The organism is Psychrobacillus sp. L3 (genome assembly GCF_042945595.1).
GTDB lineage: Bacteria > Bacillota > Bacilli > Bacillales_A > Planococcaceae > Psychrobacillus.
In genome coordinates this window covers 1,259,899-1,276,060 of sequence record NZ_CP168493.1, presented here as the reverse complement: position 1 = coordinate 1,276,060, position 16,162 = coordinate 1,259,899, and the positions used below count along the sequence as shown (strand labels likewise).

The 16,162-nt window shown below is 36.4% G+C and carries 14 protein-coding genes and 1 pseudogene; 4 read left to right on the top strand and 11 right to left on the bottom strand.

Annotation, left to right across the window (positions count from 1 at the left end; all coding sequences use genetic code 11):
- Positions 1–120 precede the first annotated feature (120 nt).
- Positions 121–1,572 (bottom strand): alanine/glycine:cation symporter family protein, encoded by a 1,452-nt coding sequence (locus ACEPXD_RS05990; protein WP_391120988.1) that lies wholly within the window; start codon positions 1,570–1,572, stop codon positions 121–123.
- A gap of 189 nt (positions 1,573–1,761) precedes the next feature.
- Here ACEPXD_RS05990 and ACEPXD_RS05985 point away from each other — a divergent pair, with 189 nt between their 5' ends.
- Positions 1,762–2,064, top strand: coding sequence for a YciI family protein (locus ACEPXD_RS05985; RefSeq protein WP_391120985.1), 303 nt, complete (start codon positions 1,762–1,764; stop codon positions 2,062–2,064).
- Positions 2,065–2,541: 477 nt separating this feature from the next.
- Here ACEPXD_RS05985 and ACEPXD_RS05980 read toward each other — a convergent pair whose 3' ends face one another.
- The 7 genes and pseudogenes from ACEPXD_RS05980 to ACEPXD_RS05950 form a co-directional block, all read right to left on the bottom strand.
- Positions 2,542–3,684 (bottom strand): DHHW family protein, encoded by a 1,143-nt coding sequence (locus ACEPXD_RS05980; RefSeq protein ID WP_391120982.1) that lies wholly within the window; start codon positions 3,682–3,684, stop codon positions 2,542–2,544.
- 13 nt (positions 3,685–3,697) lie between these two features.
- The gene (locus ACEPXD_RS05975; protein WP_391120979.1) at positions 3,698–5,083 is read right to left on the bottom strand and encodes an MBOAT family O-acyltransferase; all 1,386 of its coding nucleotides are present in this window, start codon (positions 5,081–5,083) and stop codon (positions 3,698–3,700) included.
- A gap of 6 nt (positions 5,084–5,089) precedes the next feature.
- On the bottom strand, positions 5,090–5,575 hold the full coding sequence (locus ACEPXD_RS05970) for a DUF4358 domain-containing protein (protein WP_391120976.1): 486 nt from the start codon (positions 5,573–5,575) through the stop codon (positions 5,090–5,092).
- 432 nt (positions 5,576–6,007) lie between these two features.
- A complete protein-coding gene (locus ACEPXD_RS05965) occupies positions 6,008–6,295 on the bottom strand; it encodes a DUF5316 domain-containing protein (protein WP_391120973.1) in 288 nt (95 codons plus the stop codon).
- Between the two features lie 182 nt (positions 6,296–6,477).
- A complete protein-coding gene (locus ACEPXD_RS05960) occupies positions 6,478–6,801 on the bottom strand; it encodes a DUF1214 domain-containing protein (RefSeq protein WP_391123056.1) in 324 nt (107 codons plus the stop codon).
- 57 nt (positions 6,802–6,858) lie between these two features.
- Positions 6,859–7,008, bottom strand: a complete 150-nt coding sequence (locus tag ACEPXD_RS05955; RefSeq protein ID WP_391120970.1) for a hypothetical protein — start codon at positions 7,006–7,008, stop codon at positions 6,859–6,861.
- A 292-nt stretch (positions 7,009–7,300) separates the two neighbouring features.
- Positions 7,301–7,732, bottom strand: a pseudogene (locus ACEPXD_RS05950) (DUF1254 domain-containing protein).
- A 268-nt stretch (positions 7,733–8,000) separates the two neighbouring features.
- On the opposite strand from ACEPXD_RS05950, the gene ACEPXD_RS05945 reads away from it, so the two are divergent.
- On the top strand, positions 8,001–8,678 hold the full coding sequence (locus ACEPXD_RS05945) for a TspO/MBR family protein (RefSeq protein WP_391120967.1): 678 nt from the start codon (positions 8,001–8,003) through the stop codon (positions 8,676–8,678).
- Positions 8,679–8,688: 10 nt separating this feature from the next.
- On the opposite strand, the gene ACEPXD_RS05940 is transcribed toward ACEPXD_RS05945, so the two are convergent.
- On the bottom strand, positions 8,689–9,876 hold the full coding sequence (locus ACEPXD_RS05940) for a NupC/NupG family nucleoside CNT transporter (RefSeq protein ID WP_391120964.1): 1,188 nt from the start codon (positions 9,874–9,876) through the stop codon (positions 8,689–8,691).
- Positions 9,877–11,531: 1,655 nt separating this feature from the next.
- Between ACEPXD_RS05940 and ACEPXD_RS05935 the strand changes: the two genes are divergently transcribed.
- Together ACEPXD_RS05935 and ACEPXD_RS05930 are read left to right on the top strand one after the other, a co-directional pair.
- Entirely contained in the window at positions 11,532–12,920 is a 1,389-nt protein-coding gene (locus ACEPXD_RS05935; RefSeq protein ID WP_391120961.1) for a TldD/PmbA family protein, read from the top strand.
- Positions 12,921–12,923: 3 nt separating this feature from the next.
- On the top strand, positions 12,924–14,267 hold the full coding sequence (locus ACEPXD_RS05930; RefSeq protein WP_391120958.1) for a TldD/PmbA family protein: 1,344 nt from the start codon (positions 12,924–12,926) through the stop codon (positions 14,265–14,267).
- Positions 14,268–14,403: 136 nt separating this feature from the next.
- Here ACEPXD_RS05930 and ACEPXD_RS05925 read toward each other — a convergent pair whose 3' ends face one another.
- Positions 14,404–15,474 (bottom strand): sensor histidine kinase, encoded by a 1,071-nt coding sequence (locus tag ACEPXD_RS05925; protein ID WP_391120955.1) that lies wholly within the window; start codon positions 15,472–15,474, stop codon positions 14,404–14,406.
- Positions 15,471–16,148, bottom strand: coding sequence for a response regulator transcription factor (locus ACEPXD_RS05920; protein ID WP_391120952.1), 678 nt, complete (start codon positions 16,146–16,148; stop codon positions 15,471–15,473). Before ACEPXD_RS05920 ends, ACEPXD_RS05925 begins: the two co-directional genes overlap by 4 nt.
- Positions 16,149–16,162 lie beyond the last annotated feature (14 nt).

Here is a 16,162-nt window from a genome sequence, read left to right as displayed (position 1 = left end):
ATAAAACATGCCATTGCAAATTTTGATGGCATGTTTTACATTATCCCATTTTTAACTTTATTTTTTAAAAAACGGCAAAAATAACTGGAACATCAAATGGATGCCCCAGCTACAATTTTATTATTTTAAGTATTTTTTACGATATTCTTCACTTTCCCAGAAATCCGCATGTTTTATGCCAAGCAATTCTGGACGAAAAACTGGATCTTTTCCTTCTTTTTTCTGTTTCTCGTAATCTTTTAGCGCAATCATAGAAGGTTTAAAGAGTATTAATATTCCAATTAAATTGAGCCAGACCATTATACCTAAGCCGATATCTCCCATGTCCCATGCCACAGCTGCTGTTCGAATACTTCCATAGAAAGTAGCACCTAATAATACAATCTTAACTAATAACATAGGTAATTTCGATTTCGTTTTTCTTGTCAGATAAGCAATGTTTGTTTCTGCAATATAATAGTAAGCCATAATAGTAGTAAATGCGAAGAAGAATAATGCGATTGCGACAAAGCCTGCTCCGAAACCAGGCAAAACCGATTCTACAGCTGATTGTGTATATCCTGGACCTGGTTGCATATCGCCGAGTCTCTTTACAATAAACGTGCTATCTGGTCGAACGGTATTATACATTCCCGTAATTAATATCATAAAAGCAGTCGCTGAACAGACTATCAACGTATCGATGTAAACAGAAAATGCTTGGACAATTCCTTGTTTTGCTGGATGTGAAACTTCAGCAGCACCAGCAGCATGTGCACCCGACCCCTGTCCTGCCTCGTTCGAATAGATTCCGCGTTTAACACCCCACGAAATAGCCATACCTACTATCCCACCAAATGCTGCATCCATTCCAAATGCACTCTTGAAAATTAGCACAAATATATTCGGTAATTCCGTAACATTAAGTGCAATGACAATAAGTGATACTAATACATACCCAATCGCCATAAATGGTACAACAAATTGAGCAGTATTAGCAATTCTTTTAATCCCTCCAAAAATGATAACGCCAAGAAGTATAACAATAATAATAGCAGTAATCATAGTATTCATACCAAATGCATTCTCAAGTCCAGCTGCAATCGAGTTTGCCTGTACGCCCGGCATTAACAACGCCATAGCTAATACAGATGAAATAGCGAAAAGTACTCCGTACCACCTTTTCCCAATTCCTTTTTCAAAATAATATGCAGGACCTCCGCGGTATTCTCCATCCTGCTTTACTTTATAGATTTGTGCCAATGTCGATTCCACATATGCCGTACTTGCTCCAAGAAAAGCAATCGCCCACATCCAGAATACTGCTCCTGGACCTCCAAACGCTATGGCTGTTGCAGTTCCTGCAATATTACCAGTTCCTACACGACCAGATAAGGCTACAGACATCGCTTGAAAAGAAGTAATACCCGCTTCTGACTTCTCCCCTTTAAATAGTAGTTTCACCATGTCCTTAACCAATCTAACTTGCATAAAGCGAGTCATGATTGAAAATAACACTCCAACTCCAAGCGACAAATAAATGATTGGAGAACTCCATAACACATTATTTAACCACCCTACTAATTGCTCCAACAAAATCCCCCTAACTTAGTAAAAACTATTATTTCATTTTAAGTATATGTTTAAAAAACAGAATATTCAACCTGTTTAAAAAATAATATTATTCCAATTTACAAATCTATACTTAACCAAATACAGAAAGTGCTAACTTTCTAATTTTTTGATACTATTATAATGAAATACATTTTTCAGGAGGATAAAATGGATAAATTACAGTTTTTATACCAACTTAAACTTACCCCTTCTCATTTAGATCAATCTAACTGGACCGATAAAGAAAATTCAATCGTCGAAAATCATTTTGAGGTATTACAAAATTTGCAAGAAGAAGGTAAACTTCTTTTAGCTGGTAGAACGTTAAATATGGACCCAATGGGAATTGTCATTTTGGAAGTGGATACGGAGGAAGAAGCAATTGAACTTATGAATAATGACCCTGCTGTAAAAGAGGGGATTATGGAAGGTCAGCTATTTCCGTACCGAGTTGCTTTATATAAAAAATAAAGTATTGGCGAAAACATAAAAATATCTATCCAAATCAATTTCATAATTCAAAGTTAGAGCATAAAACACGAACACTATTAAAGTGAAATGTGAGAATATTTATAATATATCCCTCATAAATCAGCATGATTTCCTCTATAGGCGGACGCTTTCCGCGGGGGGATCGATGAGCCATCACCGAGCATTCTCGTCGTTTGTGATGGTACATCTGTCTCATTCATCCCCCTAGAGTCGCCACCTGTCGCTCCAATCAATAATTAATAATTGTTCGTGTTTTAATAATTAAATACTATTTATGAATTTATTCATCCATAAGAAGAAATAATAAAAATGTTATTAAAGAGGCTTGTTGTGCCTCTTCAATAACATTTTTTGATATAAGCCTTTTTTTAAAAGTTTAAAACTTTTAATATTCATGACACATAGATTAGGTATAGCTTGTCCCTTTTCCTATTTGGATAACGCAATACACTATATTCAAATATTTAGTTTCAAAAGAGAAGTATCGCCTACCAAAGTAGATGTATTAAATAAAAATAGAACATCTTTAATCCCATTCTTGGACATATACTCCGAAATGCTGCCGTTATAATACCGAATGTCAATAACGTGAATTTCCGGTACATGTCTTGTAAGGAAAGGAATTACACTATGTGCATACGAGTCTTTAATAACTAATAGCTTATCTTGGTCAATCTGACCCGGTTCAAGCTTGGTTGTAAGCTTCATTAGAGCATGGACACCACCAAAGAAATAGGAATATTGATCCTTCTTAGCAAGAAAGCTCGGATCATACATGCTCGTCATCGTTTGATTTGTATCCTCGATGTACATCTCAGTAGGACTAGAATCACGAGGGATATAGACCTGGATGGTGTCTGGTGTTAACCCATTAAGCTGACTCCTAGTCTGAAAACTCCCTAAAAACGAATGACTCACTGTTTGAATCAGAAAATCTCTCTGTGAAAGAGGATGCCACCCTTTTTGCTCCGTATAAGCAACATATGCCAAATAAGCTCCGTATGTAGTCCAGTGATGATCAGTCCTATAATAAATCGACTCAGAAGCATGGGGACTTAGGAAATCAAAGCCGTTCATAAACGTTAACCCTTTCCCCAAGTGATCACCGATAAATTGATTTACCTTCTCTTGAGGATAAGACGGCGCTAACCATGGGAGCCTTTTAGGATATAGGCCTATCGATGTTGGCGCAAGCATAAAAGTTATATTCACTTCCGGGTGGTTGCCTGCAAATTGATTTACCGAGTCTGTATATTGCTGAATCTTCGTATAATCAGGCTCTAAAAACTTTTCAAATAAATATCCGTCTTTCCCTTTATAGATTCCGTTATTCTCTTGCTGTAGCCGATATTTTTCTGCAGCTGATTTTATCGACAGCCACTTGTTTCTAAAAGGAAAATGGTCGGTTACAAAACCCTCTGCATCTACTGCATACTTATTGGACAATAAGTTATCCCAAGTTAGATGTGGCGCACTTTGTAAGTATCTATTTTCCAAATCAGAGAAACGTTGATGAGGCAAAATGAAAAAGAACAGAGAGAGTAGAAACAGCGTTCCTACAAAACCCAACACCAATAATCGCTCTGCTTTCTGCTTCATGATTTTTTACCTCCTAGAATCGAAAATATAAAAATGGATTAAAAGTTGCGTCTACCAAGTAGGCTATGGAAAGAAAAAATAGAAAGCCATACCAAACTAGTTGAAAAAGAGACAATCCATTCATTCTTGACGATTTCTTCCTAGGTAACGAGGCGATAATCAATATTACGAGTAAAATCCCGATCGTGTAAAGAAAGTAAACTGTGTCATTATTCCAAAGTGGTTGGTTATTGAATCCCGCCATAGCACCCAAATAACGAATGATCAAGGATGGCTGATCAAAGGCGAACAATACCCAACCGATTAGAATAAGTATGATTGCATAGAGGTGCCTTACCCAACGTGGTAGACAAAGCAGTAGCTTTAACCCCCACCATTTTTCAATTATGAGGATGACGCCAAAATACACCCCCCAACATATGAAATTCCAACTTGCTCCATGCCAGAATCCCGTAAGAAGCCAAACGATGAGAATATTTCGAATTTGAATGGCCAAACCACGCCGGTTACCACCCAGCGGTATATACACATATTCTCGAAACCAACTGCTGAGCGATATATGCCATCTCCTCCAGAAGTCTGTAATGCTCTGAGCAATATATGGCTTGTTGAAATTCTCATTAAATCGAAATCCAAACATGAGGCCAAGCCCAATAGCCATGTCGGAATATCCGCTAAAGTCAAAATAAATTTGGAAGGCAAATGCTATTATGCCAAGCCAAGCAGTTAGCGCGGGTATCGAATCTGGATTTGAGTTCGAGATGGTGTGCCAAAGTAAACCAATACTGTTGGCAAGTAGCACCTTCTTAGCCAGTCCAATAGTGAATCGTCGAACACCTTCCGCGAACATCTTGATAGTTTCCGATCGTTTGTGGAGCTGTACAGCTATCGTGTTATATTTCACGATTGGACCAGCAACTAGTTGAGGGAACAAGGCGACGAACGTTCCAAAGTCAATCCAATTCCGTTGTGCTTTAGCTGTTCCTCTATACACATCTATGATGTAAGACATAGATTGAAATGTGTAAAATGATATCCCAATGGGCAATGGAAGCTCAGTTAAAGGGATATTTGTTCCTAGCAACGCATTTACATTTTGAATGAGAAAATCTGCGTATTTAAAATAAGATAGCAGTGCCAGATTAATGACCATGGAAGATGCGACAATCCACTTTCGTTTTATAGGAGTTAGCTTAGGTCTGTCAAGCAACAAACCAAAGCTATAATCCGTGATAGTGGACACTAACATAAGAATTATGTAAACCGGTTCTCCCCAAGCATAGAAGAGAAGACTGGTTAAAAATAAAATTAGATTTCTAATCCGCCTTGGCGAACAATAATAAAGTGCTAGAACGGCCGGTAAGAATAAAAATAGGAAAAGAAGGCTACTAAATACCATAGCCGCTTATTTTTGATCGAAGAAACTATCGTAAACTTTGACAAGCTCGTCTGCTTTATCGGAGATGACCAATAACACATAGTTACCTTTAGTTACGAGTTTATAGTTTTTTGCATTCTCATATTGATCAGGGAGATAATGCTCAAATTGTTTCTTCACATTTTCCGCTCTTTCTTTTACTGCTGTTTCAACAGCCGGAACATCTTTAGTATCTTTTACCTTCAAAATAGCTATTTCATTTGTTTTCACATTCATCATTGGTATTCTAATCGAATATTCTTCAAGCTTCTCAGGGTCAAGTTTATAAAAATCCTTCACTTGATCTGCTTGCAATTCTATTAGAGCAGGTTGTTCTACTTCCTTCACCATTTGATCTGCCATTTCTTTTGCAGGTAACTTCGCCTCGATTGTAGATGACTTATCATTAGAACATCCTGTGATCACCAATCCAAATACGATTGTTAACATAAGAAAGATCATTCTTTTATTCATTGCTATGTATTCTCCTTTTTTCTTAAAACTGTACTTCAAAGAGAGTAGACGGATGAAGTTATGTAAGGTTACATAATTAAAACAATAACCGAAAAGAATAATACCTATTTCTCTTCTACTTAGAAAGAACTTATGTTTACCATAGGTTATTACTTCAAATGGCTACATTGGATTATTTTTTAACTTCATAACTTTTATTAATATCCATAAAAAGAATGTAAATAATGCACTCTGAAAAAACTTAAAACCAGGACAAATAACAGCGGCCCAAAATCTTCTAATTCATTGAATTGATAATTGAAATTTCCAATCATAAAATACGTTATAGAGGGCTACCAAGATTAGAATAATTTGAAATACAGTACGAAAGAATTCATTATATTCTTTTGGTAATATTAATCTCATTTATTCACCTTCTTCTATTAGATTTATTTAATTTAAATAGAGAGCGGTAATTGCAACAATAATATTTGGCGCACCGATCATTAGTATCTTACTTACGTTAGAAATTCGATTGAATCTGTCTTCATGTGATTCAGAATTGTAATTTCTTGCAAATTGATCTCCACTAACAAAACCACCCGACAGCAAACCTGCTATTCCTATACAAGCAACACCTACAATTCCTGTGATTTTATATAGCAAAGACCAATCACTCATAATTAGAGCAACAACCATACTTATGAATGAAATACCAATTCCAACAAGTAAATATTTCATCAAGATCCCCCCATATTCCGCCTTATCTCAACTTCTTGTAGAAAACCAATCCATTTAAAGTGAATATTATCATGATTCTAACAATAAAAAAAGTTTTTCCGATGACATTTTGTAACCTAGAGCACGTGAAAAAACTAGAGATGAAGAAATTTTGTAAGATAACTTGATGTTAGAGTATTATTCTATCTATAAATAGAATTAACCCGCTTGACCATTGGGGAATTCCAATGCCCATTTAGTACACTCGTTTTCGGCCAATACAATCTCAATAAAAGATTAAATGTTCCCAGAGATGCCGATAACCAATTAGACTCCTTTTCACTTCCTGAAGAATTATGTTGAATAAATATATCGAGAGAACCATCTATATTATATTTTAACTCTCCTAGATGAGGACTGATTGCATAACGATGTATTTCGTTATCCACCAAAAAACCATTAGAATTGTAAAGAGTTAAAGACCAAAATGCATTTGGAAGTGGCAGATGGCTAGCATCAAAATGAATCTTTTAATTAAACTTCCCATCCAAGGATTCATTCTTATTATCTACAAAATTATATGCTTAAACACTATCCTGTGGAATATTTGCACCAAACAAAGTCATCGCAGCAACAGCCCTCATCCTATAGTCCGTTCCATAATAACCGAGATCATTCACTAGCATGCTCCATCCATTCATTTCATTTCTATAGAATATTTGTTTACTTGCCATCTGGATATAATTTGGACCGTGACGAACAGCCTCGTTCAAAGCGCTTTGTATAGATGGATGAAGTGTATAGAAATTAAATGCATTACTAGGAACAAGTCCTAATATATGAAACTTGTAAATTATTTTGGGTGATTGAATTGCAGGATTAGGAGGATTTTATACATCAGCTCCATCATTAATTGAAAAAACTTAGGAGCATCCAGATAGGTAAGTATTTCTGGTGGGGTTTGATCACTTATAAGTATTTCATTGTCCGAAAGTCGAGTAATATTTTTTGTAGGAGAAAGCCTACTTAACTTATATTTTTTTTTTGAATAGCATGCACTGCTGAGTAGTCATGTGGTTCATTCGTTTGCGTTCTTCCAGTAATCCAAACAGTATTCGTAGGAGTATAAATGATAGGAGTGTTCAAAGGAAGTAAGCCTCTCCATCTTGGTCCTACAATAACGAGTAGTTGTTCAGCAGTTCCTGTAGTGCGTGGACCTATGGAAGCAAAGACATTCGAATAGGCGTCTAGCAGTGCCAAGAGATAATACCTACCATCCATGTTCTATAGATGCAACAAAAATGGCCCATCACTTAGATTGAGCCATGCAGAAGAATAAAGCGTATCTACATTTGGTCTGACCACTTCCGTAAACTGTGGGGTAGATAATTCCTTTTGATGATAAAACTTATTCTTCTGCGCTAAACTTAATAAACCTTTTCTTCTCGTTAAATCCATGAGTAAAAGAGGAAAACCATACACATACGCATCCATTGCAAAATGAGCAACTTGTCTTTCCCAGTCTATTAATGGACACAACCACATATTGTTAAAATAAGGGGTATTCATTCGATTCCTTCTATCTCCATAATGGTTAAAAGAAGCCAATGTAGTTTATGTAGAATAGGATTATTGTATAACAATTAATCTAAAAACACGCAAAGGAGGAAAAATACTGAATCCATTAATACGTATATCCATTGTTAACCTCATCTTTTTTATCGGTATGTTAGTTATTAATTATTACCCAGGATCTAACCTAAGGTATATTGCAAATGAGCAAACACCGTTAATACAACCAGCAAACTACGCTTTTTCCATATGGATCCTCATTTATTTCCTTTTGTTTTTATGGATTGTAAAAGGATTTATTGTACGTGGAAAAAAAGGGAGTGTCTATAAGCAGCTTCACGTATTAATCCCTGTAAATTTCTTATTAAATGGAACTTGGATTTTAGCATTTACACAGCAAAAGATTCTCTTGTCTACGGTTATTATTTTTCTTTTATTGTTCTCTCTAATACGGATATACAGAAAAATTAAACGGAATACTAACCGCGGTCTATTCGATCTCATCCCATTTTCAATATATTTAGGTTGGGTGTCGATAGCGAGTATTATAAATGTATTTACGTATTTTGTTCGTAACAATGTCTTCACTTTTTTAGGGATAGAAGAACTCGGTTGGACGGTTATTGTGCTCATATTAGGATGCATACTAGCTGTATTGTTTACACTTATCAACCAAGATATTTTGTACCCACTAGTCATTATTTGGTCTTATTTAGCGATTTACTTGAACACTCAAGAAAAAGCTATTCATATGGTCACTCTGATTAGCATCGTTATTATTAGTTCTACTACACTGTATACATTTATTTCAAAAGTTAAAAGTGAGAAATAATTTACTTCCTTTAGATGAATAGTCCAACAATTGTAGCTGTTAACACAGATGCCATAGTAGCAACAAATAGCATCTTAAGCCCAAACTTTGCAACCATTGCAGATTGTTTTTCATCTATTGCCTTAACTGTACCTAAGATGATTCCAATGGTACTAAAGTTTGCAAACGATACTAGGAATGCGGATACGACTCCAACTGTCTTAGCAGACATGTTGGGTATAATCTCTTTAAAGCCCAACATCGCCACAAATTCATTAGAGATAATTTTTGTTCCCATTATCCCTCCTGCTCGAATCATTTCGTTTGCAGGAACACCCATCAACCAAGCTACAGGAGATAATATATACCCCAAAATAGTAGTCAAATCTGTTCCAATAGTCGCTGTAAGAACAAAGTTAACCATAGCAATTAGAGAGATGTAAGCAATTAGCATAGCTCCAACTATTCCAGCAACTTTCATCCCATCAATAGCACCATTGCCAATCGCCTCAAAAAGAGACTCATCATGGATCATATCTTTCACTTTAATCCGTTCGCCCTCAACGTATTGAGCAGGAGCTACCATAGATGCCAGTAATAAACCTGACATTACATTAAGAGGTAAAGCTATCAGTACATACTTAGGAGGTATCATTGTCATATAAGCGCCGACAATAGATGCAGATACACTTGTCATGGATGCTGTAGTAGCTATAAATAACCTGTTTCTATTCATTTTAGGAATATGAGTCTTAACTGCGAGTAAAGCTCCTGTATCTCCAAAGATGGAAGATGCAACAGTCGAGAAAGATTCAATTACTGGTAAACCTGTTACTTTAGAAATTGCTCCTCCAAGATATTTAATCATTAAAGGTAAAATTCTGATGTAAGTCAGTACACTAAGTAAAGTAGATGTAAATACAATTAACAGTAGAACGGAGATAAAGAATACTGGCGTGTCATTCGCAAACACAAAACCTCCAAAAACAAAAGCTATCCCCTCTCTCCCAAATTCCATCAATTGAGAGAAAAAGTTCGTAACTGCTATTACTATATTTCCACCAATTGTCGTATGAAGCATTGCATATGCAGTAACAAGCTGAGCAATAAATAAGATTACAACTGCTCTATAGTTGATATTTTTCTTGTTATTTGACAATAAGAATGCCGTTCCTATTAATACAATAACTGATAAGATTGCTGTAAAAAGTCCTGTCATGTTGATTTCTCTCCAATTCATCAGTTTATTATTTTGCATCCTTTGACTTATTTAAATCTCTGTCTGGTCCATACTAATAAATAGCATATCCAATGCATGAAGATGGATACATAATTGTTTATTTAGAAATTGCGAGTTAGTATTTCAAATAAAGTTCTACCGTTTATAAACAAAGACACCTCCAATAATAATTTATTTTCGGAGATGTCTTAAATTATATAATTGAGCTACTTAACGAAAAAAAATGAAGGTGAAGATGAATTCATTGGAGGATTCATCTACACCTTCTAAGAAAAACGCAAGCGTCCTTTAAGTGCATTTTGTCTTCTCTATTTCTAGAGTGCTTTGGACGAAACATAGGCTACACTATTACCATGGGAATTTTTGTGGATGGAGAAGTGACTGCGTCACTTCTCCATCCACTTTTTTCGGTAATCTTGTGGCGGTTGTTTGTCCGTCGCCTTCTTGAAATATGTAAAGACATAATGCATTTGTTTTGGTTAATGAGAGAATAAATACTTACCTATTCTTTTAAAATCGGGCGAAGATGCAATTTCGTCCGCTCAGCGCTTCTTTATCAATGAATACTACCTATTTTTTCAGACCCCACCAATTCTAATCATCTACCCGCTATTCATGTATACTGTGTACGATAAAAGTAAAAACATATAGGAAATCCTGCTTAAGGAAGACACCATTAAAATCACTTCAAGTCTTTGTGAATACTGGATTTCTAGTATATCAATTTCATATACTTTTTTATTAGGAACTACTCACTTAATGGATTGTAGTGAAAGGTGGCGACTCCAGACGGAGGCCAACAGGATGTTGGTCACGAAGGCGTTGCCACACGATGTGGCGCTCTTAGCCTTCGTTCCTCGGAGACAGATGAGACATCGCAAACGACGCGAATGCGGCGGTGATGGCTCATCGCTCACCCCGCGGAAAGCGTCCACCTGAAACGGAAATCCGCGGTATTAATTAATTCTTTAAAGTACTAGGAACACTGGTTTCGTAGGACGAAAATCCATATACTTTCTTATCTCTAAAAAAAGGATTACTGTCTCGATATACTTCAGACAAAACTGTTTTATTAGTAATCCTTCCTAGTTGATTGTCTAATACCATAAAGGTTTTAGTAAACTAATTGAATAAGAAAAACGCAAGCGCCCTTTAAGTGCACCTTGTCTTCTCTATTTCTAGAGTGCTTTGGACTAAACATTTGATACACTATAAAGAAGAATTTTATGGAGAATCTGGACTAAAGCGCAGCGAGGGAATTCCTTGATGCTTGCCCTTTGAAAGTATCCGTCTGAGCGGAAATTAACCTGTTCACAGCATAAAAATTTATAAACTTATGTTTAAAAGTAGCCAAATCATCAATTTATGTGATTGGGCTTTTTTAAGGTTCTATCAAATTAAATATCACAAAATCTCCAGCCAATTAATATCATAAAGTTTCCCCCTATTCACTTAACTGTTCTTTTCAACATTTTCATTATCATAATAAAAATAATTACTCTTATTAATAATTTCTCCCTAGTATTTCATATAAATATATAGTGGCTTTTAAACAAAAAACACTAAATTATCAGTTTATTTTATTTATTCGTATCGATATTAAGCTATAATTTTAGGAGAAGGGGGAAGAAAATATGATCAAACAATCTGTTATTGAAAACGTGCTAGAAGCCGCACTCGCGACTGGCGGTGATTTTTCTGAAGTGTTCATTGAAGATAAATATGTGAACACCATGGAATTGCAGAGTGGAAAAATAGAGAAAAGCATATCTGGTCGTGAATTTGGAATAGGTATCCGTATTTTTTCGGGTCTTCAAAGCATTTACACGTATACGACTGATTTCTCGGAAGAAGGCTTATTGCTAGCGGCAAAACGTGCTGCGCTAGCAATAAAAGGAGGAGCGCAAGGCATCATTCATCCGCTTCAAAAAGGAACATTTATTCCCATTCACCATATTCAACAAATGCCACAAACAGTTGAACAAGCTAGGAAAGTAGCTGTTATGAGAAAGGCTAATGATATCGCGAGAAATTATGACGAGCGCATCCAGCAGGTTAAACTTCGCTATATGGACGAAGAACAGAATGTGCTAATTGCCAATTCAGAAGGTAAATTTGTAGAAGACACTCGTGTCCATAGCAGGCTATCCATTCAGGCAACCGCTTCCGATGGCGTTGAAATGCAAACAGGTTTCTACGGTCCAGGTGCCCACGCTGGTTTTGAATTTATCGAAAACCTAGATCTCGAACATTATGCAGGAGAAGCGTCGCGTATTGCGGTGACGATGCTCGAAGCAGATGAATGTCCAAGCGGAAAGTTTCCAGTAATAATCGACAATGAATTTGGTGGAGTTATTTTCCATGAAGCGTGTGGACACGGTCTTGAAGCAACTTCAGTTGCTAAAAATAATTCCGTATTTGCGAATCGTATTGGTGAGAAGGTTGCTCCAGATATCGTGACATACATTGATGATGGAACACTTCCAAACGAATGGGGTTCACTTTCTATTGATGATGAAGGGGAGAAAACTCGTAAAAATGTCTTAATTGAAAATGGGATTTTGAAAGGTTATCTCGTGGATAAATTTAATGCTCGTCGTATGAATACAGAAGCAACTGGATCCTCACGACGTGAGTCATATCGTTTCAATCCAACTTCTCGTATGACAAATACGTATATCGCACCTGGGAAATCGACACCAGAAGAAATTATTGCTTCAACGGAAAACGGAATATATGCAAAATATATGGGTGGAGGCTCCGTAAATCCAGCAACTGGGGATTACAACTTTTCTGTAATGGAGGCGTATCTCGTGAAAGATGGAAAAGTTGGCCGTCCCGTTCGAGGTGCAACACTAATTGGTAATGGGGCTAAATCATTACAACTTGTGGATCGCGTTGGAAATAACCTTGCCCATGGTGCGGGAATGTGTGGATCGTTGAGTGGAAGCCTCCCAGTCAATGTTGGTCAGCCGATGATTCGCATAAGTGAAATTACAGTTGGTGGGACAAAGGGGGAATAAAAGATGAATATTACAGAATTCCAAAAAGAACTTTTAATAAAGGCAATGGATGCTGGTTTCAAAGAAGCTGAAGTGTATTATGAGCATACTGAAACATTTCAATGCATGATTTTCAAAGGCGAAATTGATAGCTACGAAACTTCCGAAGATGGTGGTCTTAGTCTACGAGGTCTATATAATGGGAAAATGGGTTATGCCTACACGGAAAAATTAGATGAAGATTCCATCTCTTTTTTGATCGACAAAGCGAAAGCGAATGCAGATGTCCTCGATGAAGATGATGGCACTGATATTTTCGAAGGAAGTAAAGAGTACACAGGGCATAAATTTTACAGCCAAGAACTCGCAAATGTCCCAATTCCAGAAAAAATTGAACTTATTAAGTTGATTGAAAAGAAAGTACTGGCATACGACCCCCGGATTGTCACGCTTAATTACTGCATTCTACAAGATTTTTCCGGAGACAGAGTAATCGCAAACAATAAAGGCCTTTCAATAGATGAAAAAAAGAATGGATTAATCATCTTCGTATCCACTGTAGTGAAAGATGGAGAAGAAATGAAAACAGGTAGTTTCATTAAAATGACGCGTGATTTTAGCTCTCTTGATGCCGATGAAATTGCGAGAGAAGCGGCTGAAGAAGCGCTATCAAATCTCGGTGAAAAATCAATTCCTGTTGGTAAATACACAATCATCATGCGACATGACGCAGCTGCATCTTTACTTGCAACATACACACCGATCTTTTCAGCTGAAAATACACAAAAGGATCAGTCTCTTTTAAAAGGAAAAGTCGGTGAAAAAGTCGCATCTGAAATCTTCACGCTGCTTGATGGTCCTTCTCATCCAGATGCAGTTACAGGTTCAAATTTCGACGGAGAAGGCGTGGCAACAAGAAAACGTGCCATCGTATCAAATGGTACACTTGAAACACTTCTTCATAACCGAAAAACTGCAAAAATGGAGGGAGTAGAAACAACTGGACATGCACATAAAGCATCCTATAAAAGCACACTTACTATTGCACCGCAAAATATGTACATTGCACCCGGTAAAAGAACGAAGGAAGACTTAATTGCTTCCGTAACAAATGGAGTTCTCATTACAGAGTTATCTGGTCTACATTCGGGCACTAATACGATTTCTGGAGATTTTTCGCTTGCTGCAAAAGGTTTCTATATTCAAGATGGCAAAATTTCCGCGCCTGTTAAACAAATGACGATCGCCGGTAACTTCTTCGACTATATGAAAGAGATCGAAGAAATTGGTTCAGATATACATTTCCTTCCAGGCGGTTTTGGTTCTCCATCTTTGCGAGTAAAAGAGCTTTCGGTTACGGTTGATTAAAAAAAATAAATTTGCTGTATAATTTTTAATCTTGGTTTGTGGATAAAATTGCATGAATGTACATTACTAAGTAATTTTAGTAATGTACATTCTCTTCTTCGATCTAATCAACTACTAATTGCTTTATAAGGGCTAGCTATTTCTCTGCTACTACCCTCTGAAGTATAGGCAATGTTGTAAGAAATGTTGTTTTCTCCTCAACCTTACTCTGTACAGAGATTGTGCCGTGATGCATTTCTACAATCTTTTTCACAATAGAAAGTCCTAAGCCACTTCCCCCATTTGATATCGTTCTCGATTGGTCAGATTTAAAGAATCGTTCAAAAATATGCAATTGGTCCTCTGCTGTCATCCCTATTCCGTTATCCGTGATGGAAGTAATCACTGCATCCTCTTGTTTCCATAAACGAATGCAAATCGTACCTGCATTGGGCGTAAATTTAATACTATTACTAAGTATGTTCATCCACACCTGATTCATCAGATCTTCATCGGCTTCTATTAAAATCTTTTCTAACTGAATGTCCATTTCAATATCTTTCCCTACCCAGGTTGGTTCACACGCTAAGACAACATTGCGCAACTGTTTATCTAGTCTATATTTTTTCGGTTCAAAAGGGTGATGTTGTGATTCTAAAGACGTTAACTTCAGTAAATTATCACTAATCTTGGAGAGTCGATTGCTTTCCGTTTCAATAATTGTTAAATAATGAAGTCGTTTCTCATCCGTCAAGTCAATGTTTTTCAACGCTTTTGCAAAACCATTAATGGATGTAAGAGGAGACTGAATTTCATGCGAAACATTGGAGATAAACTCTTGCCGCATTTTCTCCATTTCGCCTAACTCAATTGCCATATTGTTTATCCCGCTTATCAACTGTCCAAATTGATCTTCTCCATTTGCTTTAAGGTCTAATTTCACATTAAAATCTCCAGTTGACATTTGTCGTAAAGCAGCAACAATCGTATCCCAATAAACTCGCTGTCTCTTGGAACCAAATAAAAAAACAATGATTGCTGTACACCAAAAGAAAAATATTACACCTATTACTGTAATAAGTTGTTGCCAATACCCTCTAGGATACTTACCTATCCAGTCATAAAGAAAAGAGGTTAGATGAAAAGATAGGAATGCAAAAATGGTAGTAGCTAAAAGAAAAAGTGCAATAACAGCTAGAACTTTTCCAATGAACTTCCATTTCTTCATGAACCCAACTCCAAACGATATCCAAGACCGCGAATGGTTCTTATGGAAAATCCACTATTTTCTTTCGGGAATCGTTCACGTAACCTTTTAATATGAACATCTACTGTTCGTTCATCCCCTTCATAATCAAATCCCCAAATTTCTTCTATTAATTGTTCACGTGAGAATGTCTTTCCTGGATAACTCGCTAATTTAAATAACAAGTCAAACTCCTTTAATCGTAGTGTAATATTTTCTCCCATATACTCTAACTCATACGTATTACGATTCATCCGGACATTACCAACTTCCACCGTTTGAGATAAAGAAATATGATACCTTTTTAGAATGGATTTAACGCGAACAATTAATTCAGCAGGTTCGAATGGTTTAACAAGATAATCATCTGTTCCAAGATTAAAACCTTTTACCTTTTGAGCAGTTTCTCCTTTTGCAGTCAACATAAGAATAGGCAAGTCATTGTAAAACTTTCGGATTTCCTTGCATAATTCCCATCCGTCCATATTTGGCATCATAATATCCATAATGACCATATCTATTTTTTCTGAATCAAGCTTGGACATTGCATCTACTCCGTCCACTGCTTCCAGTATGTCTAAGCCTTCATTTTGCAAAAATACTTTCACTAACTCTCTAATATGTTCATCATCATCTACTATTAATAGTTTTGTCATAACAACAAATCCTT